This is a genomic window from Achromobacter aegrifaciens (assembly GCF_902859735.1).
In the GTDB taxonomy this organism is placed as follows: domain Bacteria; phylum Pseudomonadota; class Gammaproteobacteria; order Burkholderiales; family Burkholderiaceae_B; genus Achromobacter; species Achromobacter aegrifaciens.
In genome coordinates, this window is the sequence record NZ_CADIJY010000003.1 from 1 (window position 1) to 21,463 (window position 21,463).

Annotated in this window: 19 protein-coding genes; 6 read left to right on the plus strand and 13 right to left on the minus strand. The window is 67.3% G+C overall.

Annotated features, from left to right (window positions below):
• A partial coding sequence (locus HV766_RS10000) for a peptidylprolyl isomerase (RefSeq protein ID WP_175181093.1) occupies positions 1–550 on the plus strand: 550 nt, incomplete at its 5' end.
• 18 nt (positions 551–568) lie between these two features.
• Positions 569–1,360 carry a 16S rRNA (adenine(1518)-N(6)/adenine(1519)-N(6))-dimethyltransferase RsmA gene (gene rsmA / locus HV766_RS10005; protein WP_119451439.1) on the plus strand — a complete coding sequence of 264 codons (792 nt, stop codon included), beginning with the start codon at positions 569–571 and terminating at the stop codon, positions 1,358–1,360.
• 55 nt (positions 1,361–1,415) lie between these two features.
• On the opposite strand, the gene HV766_RS10010 is transcribed toward rsmA, so the two are convergent.
• Positions 1,416–2,558 carry a glycerate kinase gene (locus HV766_RS10010; RefSeq protein ID WP_175181094.1) on the minus strand — a complete coding sequence of 381 codons (1,143 nt, stop codon included), beginning with the start codon at positions 2,556–2,558 and terminating at the stop codon, positions 1,416–1,418.
• A 106-nt stretch (positions 2,559–2,664) separates the two neighbouring features.
• Here HV766_RS10010 and pyk point away from each other — a divergent pair, with 106 nt between their 5' ends.
• Complete coding sequence (pyk, locus tag HV766_RS10015) at positions 2,665–4,107, plus strand: pyruvate kinase (RefSeq protein ID WP_054457531.1); 1,443 nt, start codon at positions 2,665–2,667, stop codon at positions 4,105–4,107.
• A gap of 53 nt (positions 4,108–4,160) precedes the next feature.
• Here the strand turns inward: pyk and HV766_RS10020 are convergent, their stop codons facing one another.
• Positions 4,161–5,390: a nucleoside recognition domain-containing protein gene (locus tag HV766_RS10020; RefSeq protein WP_175181095.1), complete on the minus strand. Its 1,230-nt coding sequence runs from the start codon at positions 5,388–5,390 to the stop codon at positions 4,161–4,163.
• A 153-nt stretch (positions 5,391–5,543) separates the two neighbouring features.
• On the opposite strand from HV766_RS10020, the gene HV766_RS10025 reads away from it, so the two are divergent.
• Positions 5,544–7,790, plus strand: coding sequence for an acyl-CoA dehydrogenase (locus HV766_RS10025; RefSeq protein ID WP_125473211.1), 2,247 nt, complete (start codon positions 5,544–5,546; stop codon positions 7,788–7,790).
• Positions 7,791–7,828: 38 nt separating this feature from the next.
• On the opposite strand, the gene def is transcribed toward HV766_RS10025, so the two are convergent.
• From def to glyQ, 8 genes are read right to left on the minus strand one after another with little or no spacing between them, the layout of a single operon-like run.
• The gene (gene def / locus HV766_RS10030; protein ID WP_054457527.1) at positions 7,829–8,362 is read right to left on the minus strand and encodes a peptide deformylase; all 534 of its coding nucleotides are present in this window, start codon (positions 8,360–8,362) and stop codon (positions 7,829–7,831) included.
• A 33-nt stretch (positions 8,363–8,395) separates the two neighbouring features.
• Positions 8,396–8,791: a lactoylglutathione lyase gene (gene gloA / locus HV766_RS10035; protein ID WP_054457526.1), complete on the minus strand. Its 396-nt coding sequence runs from the start codon at positions 8,789–8,791 to the stop codon at positions 8,396–8,398.
• Positions 8,792–8,803: 12 nt separating this feature from the next.
• Complete coding sequence (locus HV766_RS10040) at positions 8,804–9,946, minus strand: 2-aminoethylphosphonate--pyruvate transaminase (protein WP_175181096.1); 1,143 nt, start codon at positions 9,944–9,946, stop codon at positions 8,804–8,806.
• A gap of 20 nt (positions 9,947–9,966) precedes the next feature.
• Positions 9,967–10,962 carry a M48 family metallopeptidase gene (locus HV766_RS10045; RefSeq protein WP_175181097.1) on the minus strand — a complete coding sequence of 332 codons (996 nt, stop codon included), beginning with the start codon at positions 10,960–10,962 and terminating at the stop codon, positions 9,967–9,969.
• The gene (locus HV766_RS10050) at positions 10,949–11,677 is read right to left on the minus strand and encodes a lysophospholipid acyltransferase family protein (RefSeq protein WP_054457522.1); all 729 of its coding nucleotides are present in this window, start codon (positions 11,675–11,677) and stop codon (positions 10,949–10,951) included. Before HV766_RS10050 ends, HV766_RS10045 begins: the two co-directional genes overlap by 14 nt.
• A gap of 4 nt (positions 11,678–11,681) precedes the next feature.
• Entirely contained in the window at positions 11,682–12,221 is a 540-nt protein-coding gene (gmhB, locus tag HV766_RS10055; RefSeq protein ID WP_175181098.1) for a D-glycero-beta-D-manno-heptose 1,7-bisphosphate 7-phosphatase, read from the minus strand.
• The gene (glyS, locus tag HV766_RS10060; protein ID WP_175181099.1) at positions 12,218–14,356 is read right to left on the minus strand and encodes a glycine--tRNA ligase subunit beta; all 2,139 of its coding nucleotides are present in this window, start codon (positions 14,354–14,356) and stop codon (positions 12,218–12,220) included. Before glyS ends, gmhB begins: the two co-directional genes overlap by 4 nt.
• Positions 14,357–15,268: a glycine--tRNA ligase subunit alpha gene (gene glyQ, locus HV766_RS10065; protein WP_025136700.1), complete on the minus strand. Its 912-nt coding sequence runs from the start codon at positions 15,266–15,268 to the stop codon at positions 14,357–14,359. It lies immediately after the preceding gene.
• 276 nt (positions 15,269–15,544) lie between these two features.
• On the opposite strand from glyQ, the gene HV766_RS10070 reads away from it, so the two are divergent.
• Both HV766_RS10070 and HV766_RS10075 read left to right on the plus strand, forming a co-directional pair.
• Positions 15,545–16,312: a crotonase/enoyl-CoA hydratase family protein gene (locus HV766_RS10070; protein WP_054457517.1), complete on the plus strand. Its 768-nt coding sequence runs from the start codon at positions 15,545–15,547 to the stop codon at positions 16,310–16,312.
• Between the two features lie 159 nt (positions 16,313–16,471).
• Complete coding sequence (locus HV766_RS10075; protein WP_054457515.1) at positions 16,472–17,995, plus strand: fumarate hydratase; 1,524 nt, start codon at positions 16,472–16,474, stop codon at positions 17,993–17,995.
• Between the two features lie 452 nt (positions 17,996–18,447).
• Here the strand turns inward: HV766_RS10075 and HV766_RS10080 are convergent, their stop codons facing one another.
• Genes HV766_RS10080 through HV766_RS10090 form a run of 3 tightly spaced genes read right to left on the minus strand, consistent with a single transcriptional unit; the run spans position 18,448 to position 21,462 of the window.
• Complete coding sequence (locus HV766_RS10080; protein WP_175181100.1) at positions 18,448–19,683, minus strand: CaiB/BaiF CoA transferase family protein; 1,236 nt, start codon at positions 19,681–19,683, stop codon at positions 18,448–18,450.
• On the minus strand, positions 19,680–20,540 hold the full coding sequence (locus tag HV766_RS10085) for a MaoC family dehydratase (RefSeq protein ID WP_175181101.1): 861 nt from the start codon (positions 20,538–20,540) through the stop codon (positions 19,680–19,682). Before HV766_RS10085 ends, HV766_RS10080 begins: the two co-directional genes overlap by 4 nt.
• A 7-nt stretch (positions 20,541–20,547) precedes the next feature.
• The gene (locus HV766_RS10090) at positions 20,548–21,462 is read right to left on the minus strand and encodes an SDR family NAD(P)-dependent oxidoreductase (protein ID WP_054457509.1); all 915 of its coding nucleotides are present in this window, start codon (positions 21,460–21,462) and stop codon (positions 20,548–20,550) included.
• Between the last annotated feature and the right edge of the window lies 1 nt (position 21,463).

Below are 21,463 nucleotides of genomic sequence, written 5' to 3' on the forward strand. Positions count from 1 at the left end.
CCGCGCTCCGGCGCCGGCCCAGGCGCCGCAGCCCGCCGCCGCGCCCGCGCAGGCGCCTGCGCACCAAGGCCCTGTGGAAGTGATGCAGACTCGTGCGCGCCACATCCTGATCAAGACCTCCACCGTCATGAGCGACGAAATGGCGCGTCAGCGCCTGGAGCAGGTGCGCCAGCGCCTGGTGAGCGGCGGCGCCAAGTTCGAGGACATGGCGCGCCAGTATTCGCAGGACGCGACCGCCCCGCAAGGCGGCGAACTGGGTTGGTTGAACCCGGGCGAAACCGTGCCGCCGTTCGAGGCCGCCATGAACGCCCTGAAGCCGGGTGAAATCAGCCAACCGGTGCAATCGCCCTTCGGCTGGCACCTGATCGAAGTGGAAGAGCGCCGCCAGCACGACGCCACCGACGATATGGCTCGCATGAAGGCCCGTCAGACCTTGTTCGAACGCCGCGCCCAGCCGGCTTTCGAGGATTGGCTGGAGCAGCTGCGCGCCCAGGCGTACATCGACAATCGTCTGGAAAAGCAGCAGAAGATCCAGCAGAACAACCGCTAAACGCATTACAGGCTTTACATGTCCCAGCACCAGGCGCGCAAGCGCTTTGGCCAGAACTTCCTGACCGACGAGAGCGTGGTCGAGTCCATCGTCCGGGCGGTTTCGCCCGCCCGCGACGATACCGTGGTCGAGATCGGCCCGGGCTTGTCCGCGCTTACCCGGCCGTTGCTCGAACGCCTGGATCACCTGACGGCGGTCGAGATCGACCGCGACCTGGCGGCGCGCCTGCGCAAGCAGTTCGACGCCAGCCGCCTGACCGTGGTCGAGGCCGATGCCTTGACGGTGGATTTTTCCCAGTTCGGGCCTGCGCTGCGCGTGGTGGGGAACCTGCCCTACAACATCTCCAGCCCGTTGCTGTTCCATCTGATGACCTGGGCCGATCACGTCCGCGACCAGCATTTCATGCTTCAGCGGGAAGTGATCGACCGCATGGTCGCGCAGCCCGGTTCAGGCGACTTCAGCCGCCTGTCGGTGATGCTGCAGTCGCGCTACCGCATGCACAAGCTGTTCGACGTGCCGCCGGAAGCCTTTGACCCGCCGCCCAAGGTGGTGTCGGCGATCGTGCGCATGGTGCCCTTGCCGGCGGACCGTCTGCGTCCGGTCAGCGAGCGGGCCTTCGAAACCGTGGTGGCGCGGGCATTCTCACAGCGCCGCAAGATGCTGCGCCGGGTGCTGGCGGACTGGGCGCAGCAAGTGCCCTGGGAAGCGCTGGACATCGCGCCCACGGCGCGCGCCGAGGATATTTCGGTGGACCGGTACATCCGTCTGGCGGATGCGCTCGTGGCGGCCGGAGTGCTGCAGGCCGAGTGAGGCTGGATCCGCAAAATGAAGAAGCCCGCGCAAGCGGGCTTCTTCATTTGGGTTTCTACAACATGCGCTTCTGCGCGGTCATCCAGAGCTGCATGACGTCGCGGGCGCGGTCGGCCAGCAGTTTTTCGGCGTCCGTGAGCGCCTGCTGCAGCGTGATGGGGCCGGGCGCCAGGCTGAACGCGGCGCTGATGCCGCAGGCGTGCAGCGCTTCGTAGCCTTCGCCCAGCGAGCCGGCCAGCGCCACTACGGGCACGCCCGCGCGCTGCGCGATCTTCGCCACGCCGGCCGGAGTCTTGCCCCGCAGGGTCTGCGCGTCCATGCGGCCTTCGCCCGTGAACACCAGGGTTGCGCCTTCGACCGCCTGGGCCAGGCCGCCCAGTTCGGCCACGATCTCCACGCCGGGCCGGAAACTGGCACCCAGGAACGCCTTGGCGGCGAATCCCAGGCCGCCCGCCGCGCCCGCGCCTGGGTGGTCGCGATGGTCGGAGCCCAGGTGCTTGGCGCACACATCGGCGAAATTCGTCAGCATCTGATCCAGGATCAGCACCTGTTCAGGCGTCGCGCCCTTTTGCGGGCCGAACACATGCGAGGCGCCCTGTGGGCCGCACAAAGGGTTGTCCACATCCGAGGCGATGTCGATGCGGATCTGGGCCAGGCGCGGATCCAGGCCGTGGGTATCGATGCTGGCCAGCTTGCCGAGCGCGCCGCCGCCGGGCGGCAGGCTGCGGCCGTCAGCGTCCAGCAGGCGCACGCCCAGCGCAGTCAGCATGCCGGCGCCCGCGTCGTTGGTGGCCGATCCGCCCAGGCCCAGGATGATGCGCTTGGCGCCTGCGTTCAAGGCTGCCAGCATCAGTTCGCCCACGCCGTGGCTGCTGGCGCGCATCGGATCGCGCTTGGCAGGGGCGATGAGTTCCAGGCCCGCCGCCGCGGCCATCTCGATCACCGCCGTGCCGTCCTCGAGCAAGCCCCAGACGGCGTCGACCTTGTAGCCCAACGCATCGTTCACCGTCTGTTGGCGTTCCTTGCCGCCGGTTGCCGCGAGCACGGCTTCGACCGTGCCTTCGCCGCCGTCGGCCATCGGAATGCATACCGTGTGAGCGCCGGGAACAGCGGCCTTCACGCCGCGTGCAATGGCTGCCGCGGCATCGGGGGCGGACACGCTTTCTTTGAAAGAGTCGGGGGCGATGACGATTTTCACGGGTTCAGTCGAGCTCGTTTTTCGGTTGAGGTGATGCCCATGATACCTGCGCGGGCGCGGCCGGCGTACCATAGCGTTTTTGTTGTTTTAGCGAGAGTGGATCGTCATGCCCGTATTGCGCCGCACCAAAATTGTCGCCACCCTGGGACCTTCGACTTCGACGCCTGAACGCATAGAAGCGCTGATCCGCGCGGGTCTGGACGTGGCCCGCCTGAACTTCTCGCACGGCAGCGCGGACGACCATCGCGAGCGCGCCCGCATGGTGCGCGAGATCGCCGCCAAGCAGGGCCGCTTCGTCGCCATCATGGGCGACCTGCAAGGCCCCAAGATCCGCATTGCACGCTTCAAGGACAAGCTGGTCCAACTGCAGATCGGACAGCCGTTCACGCTGTCGCGCGTGCATCCCAAGGAAGAGGGCACGGCCAGCATCGTCGGCATCGATTACCCCGAACTGGTGCAGGACTGCCGCGTCGGCGACGAGCTGCTGCTGGATGACGGCCGCGTGGTGCTGGTGGTGGACAGCGTCGAAGGCGACGAGGTCCACACCACCGTCACCGTGGGCGGTCCGCTGTCGAACAACAAGGGCATCAACCGCCGCGGCGGCGGCCTGTCCGCGCCCAGCCTGACCGACAAGGACCGCGTCGACATCAAGCTGGCCGCCGAGATGGAACTGGACTACGTGGCCGTGTCGTTCCCGCGCTATGGCAGCGATATCGACGAGGCGCGCACGCTGCTGGCGGCCGCCGGCAGCCAGGCGTGGATCATCGCCAAGATCGAACGCGCCGAAGCCGTGGCCGACGACGAGGCGCTGGACGCGCTGATCCGCGCCAGCGACGGCGTGATGGTGGCGCGCGGCGACCTCGGCGTGGAGGTGGGCGATGCCGAACTCGTCGGCATCCAGAAGCGCATCATCCAGCACGCCCGCACGCTGAACAAGGTCGTCATCACCGCGACGCAGATGATGGAGTCGATGATCTCCAGCCCCATGCCCACGCGCGCCGAAGTGTCCGACGTGGCCAACGCGGTGCTGGACTACACCGACGCCGTCATGCTGTCGGCGGAAAGCGCATCGGGCCAGTATCCCGTGGAAACCGTGCAGGCCATGGCCCGCGTCTGCCTGGGCGCGGAAAAGCACCCGACCTCGACCAAGTCGCATCACCGCCTGGGCGAGACCTTCACCCGTTGCGACGAGACCATCGCGCTGGCGGCCATGTACGCGGCCAACCATTTCCCCGGCGTCAAGGCCATCATTTCGCTGACCGAAAGCGGTCACACGCCGCTGATCATGTCGCGCATCCGCTCGGGCGTGCCTATCTACTGCTACAGCCCGCACAGCATCACGCAAAACCGTGTGGCCATGTTCCGCGGCGTCTACACGATTCCGTTCGCGCCGTCGGACTACGAGCCTGCCGACCTGAGCAACGCCGCCATCGATGAACTGCGCAAGCGCAACCTGGTGCAGACCGGAGACTGGGTGATCCTGACCAAGGGCGACTTCTACCGCGACAGCGGTGGCACCAACGGCATGAAGATCCTGCTGGTGGATTGATACGGCGGGGCAGGAGCGCCGCCCGGGCGCTCCTTGCCGCCGCGCGGCGGGTTTCAGCCGAAGAACCAGTAGCACACGCCGATGGCCGCCAGCACGCCGGCCAGGTCGGCAATCAGGGCGCAGCCCACCGCGTGGCGCGCCCGCAATATGCCCACCGATCCGAAGTACACCGCCAGCACGTAAAAGGTGGTCTCGGTGCTGCCCTGGACCACCGCGGCCAGTAGCGCGGGGAAGCTGTCCACGCCGAAATGCGTCATGGTTTCCAGCATCATGGCGCGCGCCGCGCTGCCCGAGAATGGCTTGACCAGCGCGGTAGGCAGGGCATCCACGAAGCGCGTGTCCCATCCCGCTTGCACCGCCAGCCAGCGGATGCCGTCCAGCAGGAAATCCAGCGCGCCCGATGCGCGCAGCACGCCCACCGCGCAGAGCATCGCGACCAGATAGGGCAGCAGGCTCTTGGCGATGTCGAAGCCTTCCTTGGCGCCTTCGATGAAGGCCTCGTAGACCGGCACCTTCTTCCAGGCGCCCGCCACCAGGAAGGCGATCAGGATGCCGAACAGGACCAGATTGCCCAGCAGCGACGACAGCGAGGCGATGGCCGCCGCCGACATGCTGGCCAGCAGCGCCATGAATCCGCCCATGAGCAGCGCCGTGCCGCCCAGCCACAGCATCACGACCGGATCGATCAGGCGCAGGCGCTGGCAGGCCGCCACGGCCAGGAAACCTGCCAGGGTCGATGCGCTGGTGGCCAGCAGGATCGGCAGGAACACCAACGTCGGGTCCGGCGCGCCCTGCTGCGCGCGGAACATGAACAGCGTCACCGGCAGCAGGGTCAGCGATGACGCATTCAGCACCAGGAACAGTATCTGCGCGTTGCTGGCGGTTTCGGGCGTGGGGTTGAGCGACTGCAGTTCGCGCATGGCGCGCAGGCCGATGGGCGTGGCGGCGTTGTCCAGGCCCAGTCCGTTGGCGGCGAAGTTCAGCGTGATCAGACCGATGGCCGGGTGGTTGCGCGGCACGCCGGGCATCAGGCGCGCGAACAGCGGTCCCAGCACGCGCGCCAGTTTTTCCACCAGGCCCGCGCCCTCGGCGATGCGCAGAAAGCCCAGCCACAGCGTCAGCGTGCCGAACAGCAGCACCATCACTTCCACCGACACGCGCGCCATGTCGAACAGGCTGGCGACCATCATGCGGAAGACATCGGGGTCGCCGATGACCAGCCAGCGGTACAGCGCCGCCGCGGCCGCGGTAAGGAAAAAGCCCAGCCAGAGTTTGTTCAGCATGCGGAGACTGCCCGGATAGCGATGGATTGCGCGCTGCGCGCCGAGGCCCATTGTCGCAGAGTCGGCAGGCCGCAGCTTGGCCCGACGCCGCCAATTCTGGTACTTTGACCTGATACGCCCTGGGGCCTGGGGCCATAACAGTGAGGAAAACTCATGGACTTCAACGCATGGCGCCGGCGCCGCATCTCGGAACCCGCTTACCGCTGGGCGCGCAACGCGCTGCCCGCCATGTCGGCGACGGAGCGCGAAGCCATCGAGGCCGGCGACACCTGGTGGGATGCGGATCTGTTCACCGGCAATCCCGACTGGCGCAAGCTGCTGGACGTGCCGGCGGCCACGCTGACCGCGGACGAGCAGCGCTTCATAGACGGCCCGCTGGCGCGGCTTTGCGCCATGCTGGACGAATGGGACATCACCTGGAACCGGCGCGATCTGCCGCCCGAGGTGTGGGACTTCCTGAAGGCCGAACGCTTCTTCGGCATGATCATTCCGCGGCGCTACGGCGGCCTGGGCTTTTCGCCCTATGCGCACTCCGAGGTCGTGCGGCGCATTTCGGCCTACTCCATCACCGCGGGCGTCACCGTCATGGTGCCCAATTCGCTGGGCCCCGGCGAATTGCTGATGCAGTTCGGCACGCCGGCGCAGCGCGACTACTGGCTGCCGCGGCTGGCCGACGGCCGTGAGGTGCCATGCTTCGGCCTGACCAGCCCCGAGGCCGGTTCGGACGCCGCGTCCATGGTGGACACGGGCGTGGTCTGCCGCCAGGTGATCGACGGGCGCGAACTGATCGGCATCCGGCTGAACTGGCACAAGCGCTACATCACGTTGGGGCCGGTGGCGACGGTGCTGGGGCTGGCTTTCAAGCTATCGGACCCCGACGGCATCCTGGGCGGCGCCAAGGACATTGGCATATCGGTCGCGCTGGTGCCGACCGAAGCGCCCGGCGTGGAGATCGGGCGCCGCCACCTGCCCGCCATGCAGGTCTTCCAGAACGGCCCCAACCGCGGGCGCGACGTGTTCGTGCCCCTGGACGCGCTGATCGGCGGCGCCGAGCGCGCCGGGCATGGCTGGCAGATGCTGATGAGCGCGCTGGCGGCGGGGCGGGGCATTTCCTTGCCGTCGCTGTCGGCCGCGGCCGCCGTGATGTGCGCGCACACCACGGGCATGTATGCCCGCGTGCGCGAACAGTTCGGCATTCCCGTCGGCAAGTTCGAAGGCGTGCAGGAAGGGCTGGCCCGGCTGGCGGGCAATGCCTATCTGGTCGAAGCCGCCAGGCGCTTGACCTGCGCCGCGCTGAACCAGGGCGTCAAGCCGGCAGTGGTCTCGGGCATCATGAAGTACCACGCCACCGAGCGCATGCGCGGCTCGGTCAACGACGCGATGGACATCCATGCCGGCCGCGCCGTCATCGACGGTCCCAGCAATTACCTGGGCGCGCTGTACCGCGCCGTGCCCATCGCCATCACGGTCGAGGGCGCCAACATCCTGACGCGCAACCTGATCATCTTCGGCCAGGGCGCGATCCGCGCCCATCCCTATCTGATGCCGGAAATCCTGGCGTTGGGCAACCCCGACGAAGACCGCGGCATGGAGGTCTTCCACGACGTGTTCTGGCGGCATCTGCGCCACACAGGCATTAACGCGCTGCGGGCCATCGGCCGCGCCTGGACTGGCGGGGTGCTGGCGCCTGCGCCTTCATCCGGTCCCGTGGCTGGCCACTACCGGCGGCTGGGCCGCTATGCCTCGGGCTTCGCGCTGCTGGCCGATGCCACGCTGGCGCAGCTGGGCGGAGGCCTGAAGCGCCGGGAAATGATTTCCGCCCGCCTGGGCGACATCCTGTCCGAACTGTATCTGCAGTCGGCGGTGCTCAAACGCTGGGAAGACGAGGGCCGCAAGCACGACGATCTGCCGCTGGTGCAGTGGTGCCTGGAGCAGGGCTACGCCAGCATCGAGAAAAGCATGGATCAGGTCCTGCGCAATCTGCCGGGCCGCGTGTTGTCGTGGGGACTGCGCGCGGCCATCCTGCCGCTGCGCCTGGCCAAGGGGCCGAGCGACGCCTTGACCCGGGAATGCGCTGAACTGCTGCTCAAGCCTTCGCCCACGCATGTGCGCCTGGCGGCCGACCTGCATCGCGATGCCGGCGCTGCCGGCGACGATCCGGTAGGCCTTCTGACCCGCGCCTTCGCGCTGGCGGACGCCGTGCAGCCGCTGCGCGACCGCCTGCGCCAGTCCGGCGTGCGCGATTGGCGCGAAGCCCATCAGCGCGGCGCCATTACCGACGCGCAGGCGGCCTCGCTGGAAGAGGCCGAAGCCCTGGTCTCGCGGGTGTTGCAGGTGGACGATTTCGCGCCCGAGGAGTTGTCGCCGCAGGCCGCCAAGGCGGACTCCGGCGAGGCTTAGGGTAGGGACGCAAGCCCCCGCAAGGCGGGAGCGGGGCCTTAGTCGTCCTGATTCGGATCCATGTCCGGGAACAGGATTTCAGTGAACCCGAATTTGCTGAAGTCCTGGATGCGCGACGGGTACAGCCGGCCGATCAGGTGATCGCATTCGTGCTGCACCACCCGGGCATGAAAACCTTCGGCCTCGCGCTCGATGAGCTGGCCGTAGGGATCTCGCCCGCTGTAGCGGATGCGGCGGTAGCGCGGCACCACGCCGCGCAGGCCCGGCACCGACAGGCAGCCTTCCCAGCCGTCTTCCATCTCGTCCGACAGCGGCGTGATGACGGGATTGCACAGGATGGTCTGCGGCACGGCGGGGGCGTCGGGATAGCGCTCGTTGCGGTCAAAGCCGAAGATCACCAGCTGCAGATCCACGCCGATCTGCGGCGCGGCCAGGCCCACCCCTTGCGCGGCGGCCATGGTTTCGAACATGTCGTCGATCAGCGCATGCAACTCGGGCGTGTCGTAGCGCTCCACGGGCGCGGCCACGCGCAGCAGCCGCGGATCGCCCATTTTCAGGATGGTGTGGATCATGGAAGTGTCTTCCTGGCTTTGGCCGCGCGGGGCTCAGTCCTGGCGGCCCTTTTTCTGGATGAACTCGATCTTGTAGCCATCGGGGTCTTCGACAAAGGCGATGACCGTCTTGCCGTGCTTCATCGGGCCGGCTTCGCGCGTGACCTTGCCGCCTTTTTCCTTGACCTTGTCACAGGCTTCGTAGGCGTTGTCCACTTCCAGGGCGATGTGGCCGTAGCCGGTGCCCAGGTCGTACTTGTCCGTGTCCCAGTTGTGGGTCAGTTCGATGACGGCGCCTTCGGATTCGTCCTGGTAGCCGACGAAGGCCAGCGTGAACTTGCCTTCGGGGTAGTCGTTGCGGCGCAGGACGCGCATGCCGAGCACATTGGTGTAGAAGTCGATGGACTTGTCGAGATTGCCGACTCGCAGCATGGTGTGGAGCATACGCATGGGATGGTTTCCTTAAGCGGTGAGGGGGAACGGGAAGAATCCGCCGTTGCCGGCGGCTTCCCGGGTGATGCCGATGTCGCGCAGCGCGCCGCCCATGGCGTCGACTGCCTGCCGCATCTGGTCTGGCCCGAAGGCGCCGATGCAGCCGACCCGGAACGAAGGTTGTTCGGTGTTGTAGAAGTTGCTGAGCACGTAGCCGCGGCGCTTGAGGGCGTCCACGAACAATTGCAGGTTCCAGGTCGGCGCATCCGGGGCGCGGACGTTGACGACGATGGGCCCCTGCAGCGCGGGCGGCAGGTAAGGCGCCAGGCCCAGTTCCCTGACGCCATCATATAGCGTGTGCATGTTGGCGGTGTAGCGCGCCAGGCGGGCTTCGCGGCCTTCTTCGCGGTGCAGCTCCAGCGCCACGGCCAGCGCGGCCAGCGTGGGCGCGGGCGGCGTGAAACGCGGGCCGGCATTGGGCTGCTGGCTTTGCTGGTAGATGTCGGCCAGGTCCAGCGACCAGCTGCCGGCGATGCCGCGCGCCGCTTCCAGGCTGTCGCGCCGCGCCACCACGAAGGCGGCGCCGGGCATGCCTTCCAGGCACTTGTTGGCCGTCAACACCACTGCCTCCACGGCGGGCAGGGCGTGCAGCTCCAGGGGCAGCGCGCCGAAGGCGGATACGGCGTCGACGATGACGCTGCGGCCCAGCGCATGCGCGATGCGCGCGAGTTCGGGCACGTCGTGGCAGATGCCGCTGCCGGTTTCGCTGTAGACCAGCGCCAGGTGCGTGAGCGTGGGATCCTGTTCCAGCGCCTGCGCGACCGCTTGCGGATCGATCCGATCTGTGGGGCCTACGGGCAGCGGCACGGCGACGCGGCCGGCATCGCCGGCCAGCTTTTGCAGGCGGGCGGCGTAGGCGCCGGTGGAGGGCGCCAGCAGGCGGCCGCCGGCGGGGATGAGGCTGCGGATGGCGGCTTCCACCGCGAAGTGGCCGCAGCCCGGCAGCGCCAGCGCGGCATGCTCGTCGGGCGACGCCTGCGCCGCCCGCAGGACGCCATCGCAGACCTGCCGGTAGGTCTGACGGAAATCGTTGTCCCACGGTGCATAGTCTTGCGCCATGGCGGCCTTCACCCGCGCGTCGGTCGTGACCGGGCCCGGAATCAGCAGCAACATTTTCGTGTCTCCAGAATGCCTCAGAACTGAGGCAAGGATGCGGGGTCGTGACGTCGCAGGATGTTCTTGGCGTCTTCGAAATCGGGCAGGATCTGCCCTACTTCGCGCCAGAAGTCCTGACTGTGGTTCATTTCGCGCAAATGGGCAAGCTCGTGCGCGATGACGTAGTCGATGATGGCGGGCGCGAAATGGATCAGGCGCCAGTTCAGCATGATGTTGCCGTCGCTGGTGCAGGAGCCCCAGCGGGTGGCGGCCGAGGACAGGCGCCAGCGTTGGATCTTCAGGCCGCTGACCTGCAGGAAATGGGCCAGGCGCGCGCCGAACCAGGCGCCGGCGCGCTGCTGAAGCCAGGCTTGGGCCGAATCGCGGATGCGGCCCTGGTCCGCCGAGGACGGCAGCGCCAGCCACAGGGTGTCGCCGTCCTGGGGGGCGTCGGCATCGCCCGACAGGCTGGCCTGGCGGCTGTCGCCGCCCACGCCGATCACGATGCGCTTGCCCAGGTAGGGCAGTTCGCCTCCCGGCTGCCAGCGCGTATGCGCCATGGCCAGCTGCTGCTTGCGGGCATGCCATTCGCGCAGCTTGGTCAGGATCCAGCGGGCCTTCTCGCGCACGGCGTCGTCCACCTGCGTCAGCGTCACCCAGTTCGGGGCGGTGACGCGCAAGCCGTCGTCAGTGATCACGAAGCCTATGCTGCGGCGGCGCGAGCGCAGCAGCACGAAGCCGATGGACTGCTGCTCGGTCGCGACCTCGCGCCAACGCGCGCCGGGCGGCAGCGGGTCGGGGCAGGGCGTGGGGACGAGCGAGGCCGCGTTGGGCGACAGCGTCAGCAGCGGTTCGCCCGCAGGGGCGGCGGCCGGCGGCAGATCGGGGAAGAGGGGCTTGGGCGGGACCGGCTTGGGCGAGGCCGCCTCAGGCGCGGCCGGAGCCTTTGGCGCGGCGTTCAGCGGCGGCGCGCCCGTGGGCGCGTCGTGCTGCTGTTCGTCGAACAGGAGTTCGAGCTGATCAGTGCTGGCCATACCTTTCTGGATTGAGACGCCGCATTTCCCCTTCGATCCAGTCCTGAACCTTTTTGTTCAGTTCCTCGGGGGAGAGTCCCTTGGATTCTATCGCGGGACCGATGGACACGGTAACCATGCCCGGATACTTCACGAAGGCGTTGCGGCGCCAGCATTCGCCGGCATTATGCGCCACGGGGATGACGACCGCGCCGGTGCGCGAGGCCAGCAGCGCGCCGCCCATCTTGAAGCGGCCGGTCTTGCCGGGCGGCACGCGGGTGCCCTCGGGGAACAGCAGGGGCCAGCGGCCTTCGTCCAGGCGCGTCTGGCCTTGCTTGACCACTTGATCGAAGGCATCGCGACCCTTGGCGCGGTCGATCGGGATCATGCGCAGCAGCGCCAAGCCCCAGCCGAAGAACGGCACCATGTGCAGTTCCTTCTTGTAGACGAAGCAGACTTCGCGCGGCATGTGGGCCGGGAAGAACAGCGTTTCCCAGGCCGACTGGTGCTTGGACAGCAGCACCGCCGGGCCGTCGGGCAGGTTTTCCCAGCCCTTGACCTGCCAGCGGATGCCGCAGAAGAAGCGCGCGCCCCAGATGGCCAGGCGCGGCCAGCCCACGGTCAGCTTGTAGCGCCAGTGCAGCGGCAGCGGCGCCCACAGGATGCAGGCGAAGGCATAGGGAATGACCGTGACGGCCAGGAACAGGAAGTACAGCAGCGAACGTAGGCGGGCCATTGGATCAATGGTCCTGCAGCAGCGCGTCGACCACGGCCGACAGGTCGTCGCAGACGCGGGTGTTGTCAGGCAAACCGCCCTTGGCCAGCGCTTTCTTGCCGTTGCCGGTCAGCACCAGCCAGGGCGAGCAGCCGACCGAAGACGAGGCCTGCAGGTCGCGCAACGAATCGCCCACCGCCGGCACGCCAGCCAGGTCGACGTCGTAGCGGTGTCCGATCTGTTCGAACATGCCGGGCTTGGGCTTGCGGCAGGAGCAATTGTCATCGGGGCCGTGTGGGCACATGAAGACCGCGTCGATACTGCCGCCAGCGGCGGCCAGTTCGCGGCGCATCTTGGTATGGATGGCCGTCAGGGTGTCCATGTCGAACAGGCCGCGCGCCAGGCCCGACTGGTTGGTGGCGACCACCACCTTCCAGCCCGCCTGCGTCAGCCGGGCGATGGCCTGCAGGCTGCCGGGCAGGGCGATCCATTCGTCCGGATTCTTGACGAACGAATCGCTGTCCTGATTGATGACGCCGTCGCGGTCTAGGATGATGAGTTTCACTGTGCCAGCCTGGAGATGTCAGCGACCTGGTTCATCAGGCCATGCAACTGGCCCAGCAGGGCCAGCCGGTTGGCGCGCACGGCCGGGTCTTCGGCCATGACCATGACGTCGGCAAAGAAGGCGTCCACGGCTTCGCGGACCTGGGCCAGCGTGCTCAGGCTGCCGGCGAAGTCGCCCGCGGCCAGTTGCGCCTCGGCCTTCGGGCGCAGCGCGGAAACGGCGGCGGCCAGGGCCTTTTCAGCCGGTTCCACGAGCGCGGCGTCGTTCACCGCGCCGATCTCGCCTTCGGCCTTCTTGAGCAGGTTGCCGATGCGCTTGTTGGCGGCGGCCAGGCTGGCGGCCTCGGGCAGCTGCGCAAAGGCGGCGGCCGCGCGCACGCGCTCGGCCACCTGGTGCAACGGCGGGGTCAGCGCGATCACGGCTTCGACGGCATTGCGGTCGAAGTCATTGATCAGCTGGTTGCGGTAGCGTTCGTAGATGAAGGCGCGGACTTCGGCCAGCGTGTCGGCGGGGATCTTGCCGGCGGGGAAGGTCCCTGCGGCCAGTTCCAGCAGGCCGTCCAGCGACAGGGGGCCGGCCTCGCTGATCTTGAGCCAGCCGCCTGCGGCCAGTTGTTCGAAGGCGCTGATCAGGCCCAGCGCGGCGCGGCGCAGGCCGAAGGGGTCGCGCTCGCCGGTGGGCGCCAGGCCGATGGCCCAGATGCCGACCATGGTTTCCACGCGCTCGGCGATGAACAGGGTGGCCGCGGTCAGCGTGTCGGCGGTGACGGGCGCGTCGTAGCGGTTGCGGTACTGCGTGCGCAGGGCCTGCACCACGCTGTCGGGCTCGCCGTCGCCGGCCGCGTAGTAGGCGCCCATGACGCCTTGCAGCTCGGGGAATTCGCCCACCATGTTCGAGCCCAGGTCGGCCTTGGCCAGCATGGCCGCGCGGTCGGCGGCGGAGACGTCGCCGCCCAGTTGCTCGGCCACGCCGCGGGCGATGGCGCGCACGCGCTCCACGCGTTCCAGCTGGGTGCCCAGCTTGTTGTGGTAGACGATCGAGCCCAGTTGTTCGACGCGCGCCGCCAGCGGCGTCTTGCGGTCGGTTTCGAAGAAGAACTGCGCATCGGCCAGGCGCGGGCGCACCACGCGCTGGTTCCCTTCAATGATGTTCACCGGATTGTCGGTGTGCATGTTGCTGACGATCAGGAAGCGGTGCGTCAGGCGGCCGGTAGCCGGATCGAACAGCGGGAAGTATTTCTGGTTCAGCCGCATGGTCAGGATCAGGCATTCCTGCGGCACTTGCAGGAACTGCTCTTCGAACTGGCCCACGTAGGCGGTTGGGTGTTCGACCAGGGCCGTGACTTCGTCCAGCAGCGCGGCCACTTCGGGATCGTCGCCCAGGGTGGCGTTCAGGCGGCCGGCATGGTCCAGCAACTGGCGCTGGATCTCGTCGCGGCGACCTTCGAACGAGGCCACCACGCGGCCCTTTTCGGCCAGGGTGGCGGCGTAGGCGTCGGCGTCGGCGAAGGATACGGGGCCCGCGCTCATGAAGCGGTGGCCGAGCGTGTCGCGGCCGGCAGCCAGGCCCAGCGCGGACACCTGCACCACGTCGGCGCCGAACAGCGCGACCAGGCCGTGCGCCGGACGCACGAACTTGACGGTGGTGACGCCGTCGGCCAATTGGTAGCGCATGACCTTGGGAATGGGCAGGCCGTTGATGGCGGCGTCGATGCCTTCCTGCAGGCCGGCGGCCAGCTGGGCGCCGGGAGCGGTGCCGCGCGCGACCAGGTAGTCCTGCTTGCCGTCGGATTCACGTTCCAGGGTCGACAGGTCGATGTTCTCAAGGCCCTTGGCGGCCAGCTTCTTCTGCAGCGCGGGCGTGGCCTGGCCGTCTTCGGTCAGGCCGATCTTCACCGGCATCAGCTTTTCGGCATAGGGCTGGTCGGGCGCCTGAGCCAGCACGGCGGACAGGTGCACGGCCAGTCGGCGCGGCGTGGAATACGCGGTGGCGGCGCAGCCGGCGGCCAGCAGGCCGTGGCGCTCCAGCGTGGCGCGCACGCCTTCGGCAAAGGCCTGGCCCAGCTTCTGCAGGGCCTTGGGCGGGAGTTCTTCGGTCAGCAGTTCGACCAGCAGCGGGCGGATGTTCGTCGTCATTTATGCAGCCTCCCCGGCGGCCTTGTCGCGGCCCAGCATGGGAAAGCCCAGTCGTTCGCGGGAATCGTAGTAGGCCTGCGCGACGGCGCGCGACAGGTTGCGGATGCGGCCGATGTAGGCGGCGCGCTCGGTGACGCTGATCGCGCCGCGCGCGTCCAGCATGTTGAACGTGTGCGCGGCCTTCAGCGCGGCCTCGTAGGCGGGCAGCGCCAGCGGCACGTCCATCAGGCGCTTGGCCTCGGCTTCGTAGTCATTGAAGTGCGAGAACAGCATCTCGGCCGACGAATGCTCGAAGTTGTAGGTGGACTGTTCCACTTCGTTCTGGTGGAACACGTCGCGATACAGCACGCGGTTGCCGTTGGCGCCTTCGGTCCAGACCAGGTCGTACACGCTTTGCACGTCCTGCAGGTACATGGCCAGGCGTTCCAGGCCGTAGGTGATTTCGCCGGTGGTCGGCGTGCAGTCCAGGCCGCCCACTTGCTGGAAGTAGGTGAACTGGGTGACTTCCATGCCGTTCAGCCAGACTTCCCAGCCCAGGCCCCAGGCGCCGAGGGTGGGGTTCTCCCAGTCGTCCTCTACGAAGCGGATGTCGTGCTGGGTGGGATCGATGCCCAGCGCCTTGAGCGAACCGATGTACAGGTCCAGGATTTCCGGAGGCGCGGGCTTCAACACGACCTGGTACTGATAATAGTGTTGCAGGCGGTTGGGGTTTTCGCCGTAGCGGCCGTCCTTGGGGCGGCGCGAGGGCTGCACGTAGGCGGCGCGCCAGGGCTCCGGGCCGATCGCGCGCAGGAACGTGGCGGTATGCGAGGTGCCGGCGCCGACTTCCATGTCGTAGGGTTGCAGCAGGGCGCAACCCTGCTTGTCCCAGTATTCCTGGAGCGTAAGGATGATTTGCTGAAAGGTGAGCATAGGATTCTTGGAATTCGGCCGCCGGGCAAGGCTTGCCCTGGGCGTGGGAAACCCGACATTTTAACTGGCCTGGGGCGGTCCGGTTCCCGAATGCCGGGCGGACGGTTACATCTGGGCCTTCGGGGCGGTTCGCAGGGGGACAGTGTGCCGCTGGTGGACGCCCCGCGGGCCCGTCGCTGCGCCTGGAAACCAATGATCGTATGATTCCAGGTTGCGTACCAAGTCTTATATAAAACCCGGAACCCGATTCCGAGAATTCCCGGAAGGAGCAGTCCCATGTCAGACCTGATCAAGGTAGAAGTCACCGACGGCATCCAGATCATCACGATCAACCGTCCCGAGGCCAAGAACGCCATCAACCTGGAGACCGCGCAGGCCATGGCCGCGGCGCTGGACCAGTTGGACAGCCGCGACGACATCCGCATCGGCATCCTGACGGGCGGCGGCGGCACGTTCTCGTCGGGCATGGACCTGAAGGCTTTCGCCAAGTCGGGGCAGCGTCCCTACGTGGAAGGCCGCGGCTTCGCGGGCCTGAACGAGCGGCCGCCCAAGAAGCCGCTGATCGCGGCGGTGGAAGGCTATGCGCTGGCCGGCGGCTGCGAAATGGCGCTGGCTTCCGACCTGATCGTGGCCGCCAGCAACGCCAAGTTCGGCCTGCCTGAAGTCAAGCGCGGCCTGGTGGCGGGCGCTGGCGGCATGCTGCGCCTGCCGCGCCGCCTGCCGTACCACATCGCCATGGAAGTGATCCTGACCGGCGAAATGTTGACGGCCGAGCGCGCCCACTCCTTCGGGCTGGTCAACCGCATCACCGAGCCGGGCGCCGCCCTGGCGGGCGCTCTGGAACTGGCCCGCGCCATCGTCGAGAACGGCCCGCTGGCGGTGCAGACCGCCAAGAGCATCGTGGCGCAGTCGGGCGACTGGGACCAGGCCAGCATGTTCGACCAGCAGCGTCCGCTGATTGCGCACATCTTTTCGTCCGCCGACGCCAAGGAAGGCGCGACCGCCTTCGCCGAGAAGCGCAAACCGGTCTGGCAAGGCAAATAGGAAATGCCCCCACGCCGCGCCCCTGCGGGGCTAGCTGCCCCCCGAGGGGGCGCTGTTTGCCTTGGGGCGGCCCGGCGGCAAAAATAGTTCTTTCTCCATCGCGGCGGGCTAGTCACGCCGGCCGCGTTTTCACGTTTTTCATCTAGACCCGATATCGCCATGTCAGTCATCATCAAAGAAGAAGACTTCATCCAGTCGATAGCCGATGGCATCCAGTTCATCAGCTACTACCACCCGGTCGACTACATCCGTCACCTGGCCCGCGCCTACGAGCGCGAGGAAAGCCCCGCCGCGCGCGACGCGATGGCCCAGATCCTGACCAACTCGCGCATGTGCGCCGAGGGCAAGCGTCCGCTGTGCCAGGACACGGGCATCGTCAACGTGTTCCTGAAGGTCGGCATGGGCGTGCGTTTCGAGACCAAGCGCACGCTGCAGGAACTCTGTGACGAAGGCGTGCGCCGCGGCTACCTGAACCCGGACAATCCTTTGCGCGCCTCGGTGCTGGACGATCCGCTGTTTGCGCGCAAGAACACGCGCGACAACACGCCCTGTATCCTGCACGTCGAGCTTGTCCCGGGCGACAAGGTCGACGTGCAAGTCGCTTCGAAGGGCGGCGGTTCGGAAAACAAGTCGAAGTTCGCGATGCTGAATCCGAGCGATTCGCTGGTGGACTGGGTGCTGAAGACGGTGCCGACGATGGGCGCGGGCTGGTGCCCGCCGGGCATGCTGGGCATCGGCGTCGGCGGCACGGCCGAGAAGGCCATGCTGATGGCGAAGCAGTCGTTGATGGAAGACATCGACATGTACGAGCTGCTGGCCCGCGGTCCGCAGAACAAGCTGGAAGAGCTGCGTATCGAGCTGTATGAGAAGGTCAACGCGCTGGGTATCGGCGCGCAGGGCCTGGGCGGTTTGACGACGGTGCTGGACGTCAAGATCAGCACGTTCCCGACGCACGCGGCGTCCAAGCCCGTGGCGATGATCCCGAACTGTGCGGCGACGCGCCACGCGCACTTCGAACTGGACGGCTCGGGCCCCGCTCGCCTGGATCCGCCGTCGCTGTCGGAGTGGCCGGAAGTGCACTGGGCGCCGGACTACAACAAGTCCAAGCAGGTGGACCTGAATACGCTGACCAAGGAAGAAGTGGCCAGCTGGAAGCCGGGCCAGACGCTGCTGCTGTCGGGCAAGATGTTGACGGGCCGCGATGCGGCGCACAAGCGTATCCAGGACATGCTGGCCAAGGGCGAGCCGCTGCCGGTGGATTTCAAGAATCGCGTCATTTACTACGTGGGTCCGGTGGATCCGGTGCGCGACGAAGTGGTCGGCCCGGCGGGTCCCACTACCGCTACGCGCATGGATAAGTTCACGGACATGATGCTGGAGCAGACGGGCCTGATCGCGATGATCGGCAAGTCGGAGCGCGGTCCGGTGGCTATCGAATCCATCAAGAAGCACAACTCGGCTTATCTGATGGCGGTGGGTGGCGCGGCTTACCTGGTGTCGAAGGCTATCCGTGGCGCGAAGGTGCTGGGTTTTGCGGACCTGGGCATGGAAGCCATCTACGAGTTCGACGTGAAGGACATGCCGGTGACTGTGGCGGTTGACGCTCAGGGTACCTCTGTCCATACCACGGGGCCCAAGGAATGGCAGGCCAAGATCGGGAAGATTCCTGTCGCTGTGGCTTGATTCCGTAGGCTGTGAGAAAAACGGCTGCCAGGGGACTGGTGGCCGTTTTTTTTGGCTTTAGTGCTTAGTGCTTCGTAGGCCGCCCGTCGTCGCGGGCGTCTGGGTGGCGAGCGCCCACGATTGCGGTCCGGAGCGTTCGCTCCGGACTGCCCCGTTGTCATCCTCGTCCTCGCCTTCGGCGACTCCTACGGATTCCCTCGGGCGCATCGAGGTTGCTCGCCACCCAGACGCCCGCGCCGACGGGCTACGTTTGTCTTGGCCTGGCGCGCTACTGGAGCCGTGGTCGGGGGAGAGGCTTGATTTGCCCGTCATTATTGGCCGCCCGGGCGGCCAATAATGACATACGTGATTTATTTGATTGCTGTGGTGGCCGCTAGCGCGCATGCGGTGAGTGGCGTGTGGGGCTCATCGTCGTCCTGTGACTGGAGTCTTCGCTGTAGGCGCGGCCCGCGTCAGTTCGTCGTCTTTAATCCCTCGCGAAACACGGCGATCTCTTCTTGCGTCTTCCCCAGCACCTCCCGCAGCACTTCCTCCGTATGTTCCCCCAGCAGCGGCGGCGCGCGACGGTATTCCACCGGCGAGGCCGATAGCCGCAACGGGCTGGCTGTCACCGCCGCCATGCCGCCCGCCGGATGCGGCATATCGCGGCGCAGCTGACGTGCCAGCGCTTGCGGATGTGCCTGGGCCTGGGCGATATCGTTGATCGGTCCGCAGGGCACGCCCACGGCCTCGAGCTTGGCGATCCAGTCGTCGCGCTGGCCCTGGCGCATGATCTCGGTCAGCAGGCCGACCAGCAGCTCGCGGTTGGCCAGGCGCATGCGGTTGGTGGCGAAGCGCGGGTCGTCGCCCAGTTCGGGTGCGCCGATGGCGCGGCAGTATGCGCGGTACTGCGATTCATTGCCTGTGGCCACGATCAGGTGGCCGTCGCTGGCGGCGAACACCTGGTAGGGCACGACGTTCTGGTGGGCGTTGCCGGCGCGCTGGGGCGCCACGCCGGAGTTGAAGTAGTTCGAGTTCTGGTTGGCCAGCAGGGCGACGTGGCTGTCCAGCAGGGCGATGTCCAGGTGCTGGCCCAGGCCGCTGTTGTGGCGTTCCTGCAGGGCGGCCAGGATGGCCACGGTGGCGTACATGCCGGTGACGATGTCGGTGACCGCCACGCCGGCTTTTTGCGGACCGCCGCCGGGCAGGTCGTCGCGTTCGCCGGTGATGCTCATCAGGCCGCCCATGCCCTGGATCATGAAGTCGTAGCCGGGGCGTTGCGCGTAGGGGCCGTCCTGGCCGAAGCCTGTGACGGAGCAATAGATCAGGCGCGGGTTGATCTGCTTCAGGCTGTCGTAGTCCAGGCCGTACTTGGCGAGGCCGCCCACCTTGAAGTTTTCGACCAGGATGTCGCTGGCGGCCGCCAGTTCGCGGATCAGCGCGGCGCCTGCGGGCGTGGCCATGTCGGCTTCGACGGAACGCTTGTTGCGGTTGGCGCTGAGGTAGTAGGCGGATTCCTCGGTGTCTTGGCCCGCGCCGTCCTTGAGGAACGGCGGGCCCCAGGCGCGGGTGTCGTCGCCGACGCGCGGGCGTTCGATCTTGATGACGTCGGCGCCCAGGTCGGCGAGGTTCTGCGTGCACCAGGGACCGGCCAGGATGCGCGACAGGTCCAGTACGCGGATGCCGGTCAATGCGGGCGGGCGGGTCATGGCTTCAGCTCCGCGGTGCCGTGGCTCATGACCACCACGCCGCGTTCCAGCGCGCGGGCCTGGAAGCGGAGCTGGCCGTCGGGCAGGCGCCAGATGTCGCACTGCAGGGTTTCGCCGGGATACACCGGCGCCGAGAAGCGCGTGTTCAGGCTGACCAGGCGCGAGGCGTCGTAGCCGCAGCAGCTTTTGACGATGGCGTGCGCGACTACGCCGTAGGAGCACAGTCCGTGCAGGATGGGTTTGGGGTAGCCGGCCGCGCGTGCGACCTCGGGGTCTGCGTGCAGCGGATTGCGGTCGGCGTTCAGTCGGTACAGCAGGGCGGCGCTGGCGGGGATGCGGATTTCGCAGCTCAGGTCAGGGGCGCCGTCGGGCGCTGCGGGCAGGGCGGCGGGGCTGTCATCTCCCTGTCCGAAGCCGCCGTCGCCGCGGCAGAAGGTGCTTTGGCGCAGGGTGGCCAGGCAGGCGCCGTCTTCGCCGTGCAGGGTGCGTTCGGTGATGATGATGGCGCCCTTGTCGGCACCCTTGTCGATCACGTGCGTGTTGCGGCTTCTGCCGGTGACCACGCCCGCCGGCGGCAGGGGCGCATGCATGGTCAGCCGTTGTTCTCCGTGGACCACGCGTACCCAGTCGATGCCGGCGCGCGGATCCTGGACCCAGAAGCCCGGATAGCCCAGCACCACGCTCATGGTGGGGAAGGATTGCAAGCCTTTTTCGTACACGTAGCGCAACTGGCCGGCGTCTTCGGGGTCTTGCCCCAGGCCTATGCCCAGGGCGTACAGCATGGTGTCTTTTTCGTCGTAGCGCTGGCGGACTTCGTCGAAGCGCCAGTTCTTCACGGTTGCGTAGTCCAGGGGCATGGCGGCCTCAGATGGGATCCCAGTCGATGACGTCAGGCGAACGCTCCAACGCGTAGAAGTGCTTGCGCATGGCGGGCACGGCGATCTCGGCGATGCGCTCGGGCGTCCAGCCTTCGCCGTGGTGCACGGTGCGCAGCGGGCGCGGCTGGCTCATCAGCATGATCTCGTTGGCGCGCACCGCGAAGATCTGCGCGGTGACCTCGCTGGCCGCGTCGCTGGCCAGATACACGGCCATGGGCGCGACCTTGCCGGCTTCCATTTTCTTCAGCTTTTCGACGCGGGCTTTTTCTTCGTCGGTTTCGGCGGGAATGGAGCTGGTCATGCGGCTCCATGCGAACGGCGCGATGCAGTTGGAGCGCACGTTGTAGCGCGCCATGTCCAGCGCGATGGATTTCGACAGGGCCACGATGCCCAGCTTGGCCGCCGCGTAGTTGGCCTGGCCAAAGTTTCCGATCAGTCCGGACGTGGAGGTCATGTGCACGAACGCGCCGGACTCCTGTTCGCGAAAGTAGGGCGCCGCCGCGCGACTCATGAAGAAGGAGCCGTTCAGGTGCACGCCCAGCACCTGACTCCATTCCTCTTCGCTCATCTTGTGGAAAACCCGGTCGCGCAGATTGCCGGCATTGTTGACCACGGCATCGATGCGGCCGAAGGCGTCGATTGCCGTCTGCACGCAGCGGCTGGCGCTGTCGTACGCGGCCACGCTGTCGGTGTTGGCGACGGCCTGGCCGCCCGCCGCGACGATCTCCTTGACGACCGCTTGCGCGGGGCCATCCGCGCCGCCTTCGCCGGTGAGCGATACGCCGATGTCGTTCACCACCACCTTGGCGCCGGCCTGCGCCATGGCCAGTGCAATGCTGCGGCCGATGCCGCCGCCCGCGCCAGTCACGATCACCACTTTTCCGGAAACTATGCCGCTCATT

Bases quoted from the DNA above. Each gene is read 5' to 3' on its own strand.
- gloA (WP_054457526.1), bottom strand. From the start codon at position 8,791: ATGCGTATGCTCCACACCATGCTGCGAGTCGGCAATCTCGACAAGTCC.
- HV766_RS10045 (WP_175181097.1), bottom strand. From the start codon at position 10,962: ATGGCCAGCACTGATCAGCTCGAACTCCTGTTCGACGAACAGCAGCAC.
- HV766_RS10085 (WP_175181101.1), bottom strand. From the start codon at position 20,540: ATGCCCCTGGACTACGCAACCGTGAAGAACTGGCGCTTCGACGAAGTC.
- def (WP_054457527.1), bottom strand. From the start codon at position 8,362: ATGATCCACACCATCCTGAAAATGGGCGATCCGCGGCTGCTGCGCGTG.
- glyS (WP_175181099.1), bottom strand. From the start codon at position 14,356: ATGACGACGAACATCCGCCCGCTGCTGGTCGAACTGCTGACCGAAGAA.
- glyQ (WP_025136700.1), bottom strand. From the start codon at position 15,268: ATGCTCACCTTTCAGCAAATCATCCTTACGCTCCAGGAATACTGGGAC.
- HV766_RS10050 (WP_054457522.1), bottom strand. From the start codon at position 11,677: ATGGCCCGCCTACGTTCGCTGCTGTACTTCCTGTTCCTGGCCGTCACG.
- HV766_RS10070 (WP_054457517.1), top strand. From the start codon at position 15,545: ATGTCAGACCTGATCAAGGTAGAAGTCACCGACGGCATCCAGATCATC.
- HV766_RS10080 (WP_175181100.1), bottom strand. From the start codon at position 19,683: ATGACCCGCCCGCCCGCATTGACCGGCATCCGCGTACTGGACCTGTCG.
- rsmA (WP_119451439.1), top strand. From the start codon at position 569: ATGTCCCAGCACCAGGCGCGCAAGCGCTTTGGCCAGAACTTCCTGACC.
- pyk (WP_054457531.1), top strand. From the start codon at position 2,665: ATGCCCGTATTGCGCCGCACCAAAATTGTCGCCACCCTGGGACCTTCG.
- HV766_RS10090 (WP_054457509.1), bottom strand. From the start codon at position 21,462: ATGAGCGGCATAGTTTCCGGAAAAGTGGTGATCGTGACTGGCGCGGGC.
- HV766_RS10040 (WP_175181096.1), bottom strand. From the start codon at position 9,946: ATGTTGCTGCTGATTCCGGGCCCGGTCACGACCGACGCGCGGGTGAAG.
- HV766_RS10020 (WP_175181095.1), bottom strand. From the start codon at position 5,390: ATGCTGAACAAACTCTGGCTGGGCTTTTTCCTTACCGCGGCCGCGGCG.
- HV766_RS10025 (WP_125473211.1), top strand. From the start codon at position 5,544: ATGGACTTCAACGCATGGCGCCGGCGCCGCATCTCGGAACCCGCTTAC.
- HV766_RS10075 (WP_054457515.1), top strand. From the start codon at position 16,472: ATGTCAGTCATCATCAAAGAAGAAGACTTCATCCAGTCGATAGCCGAT.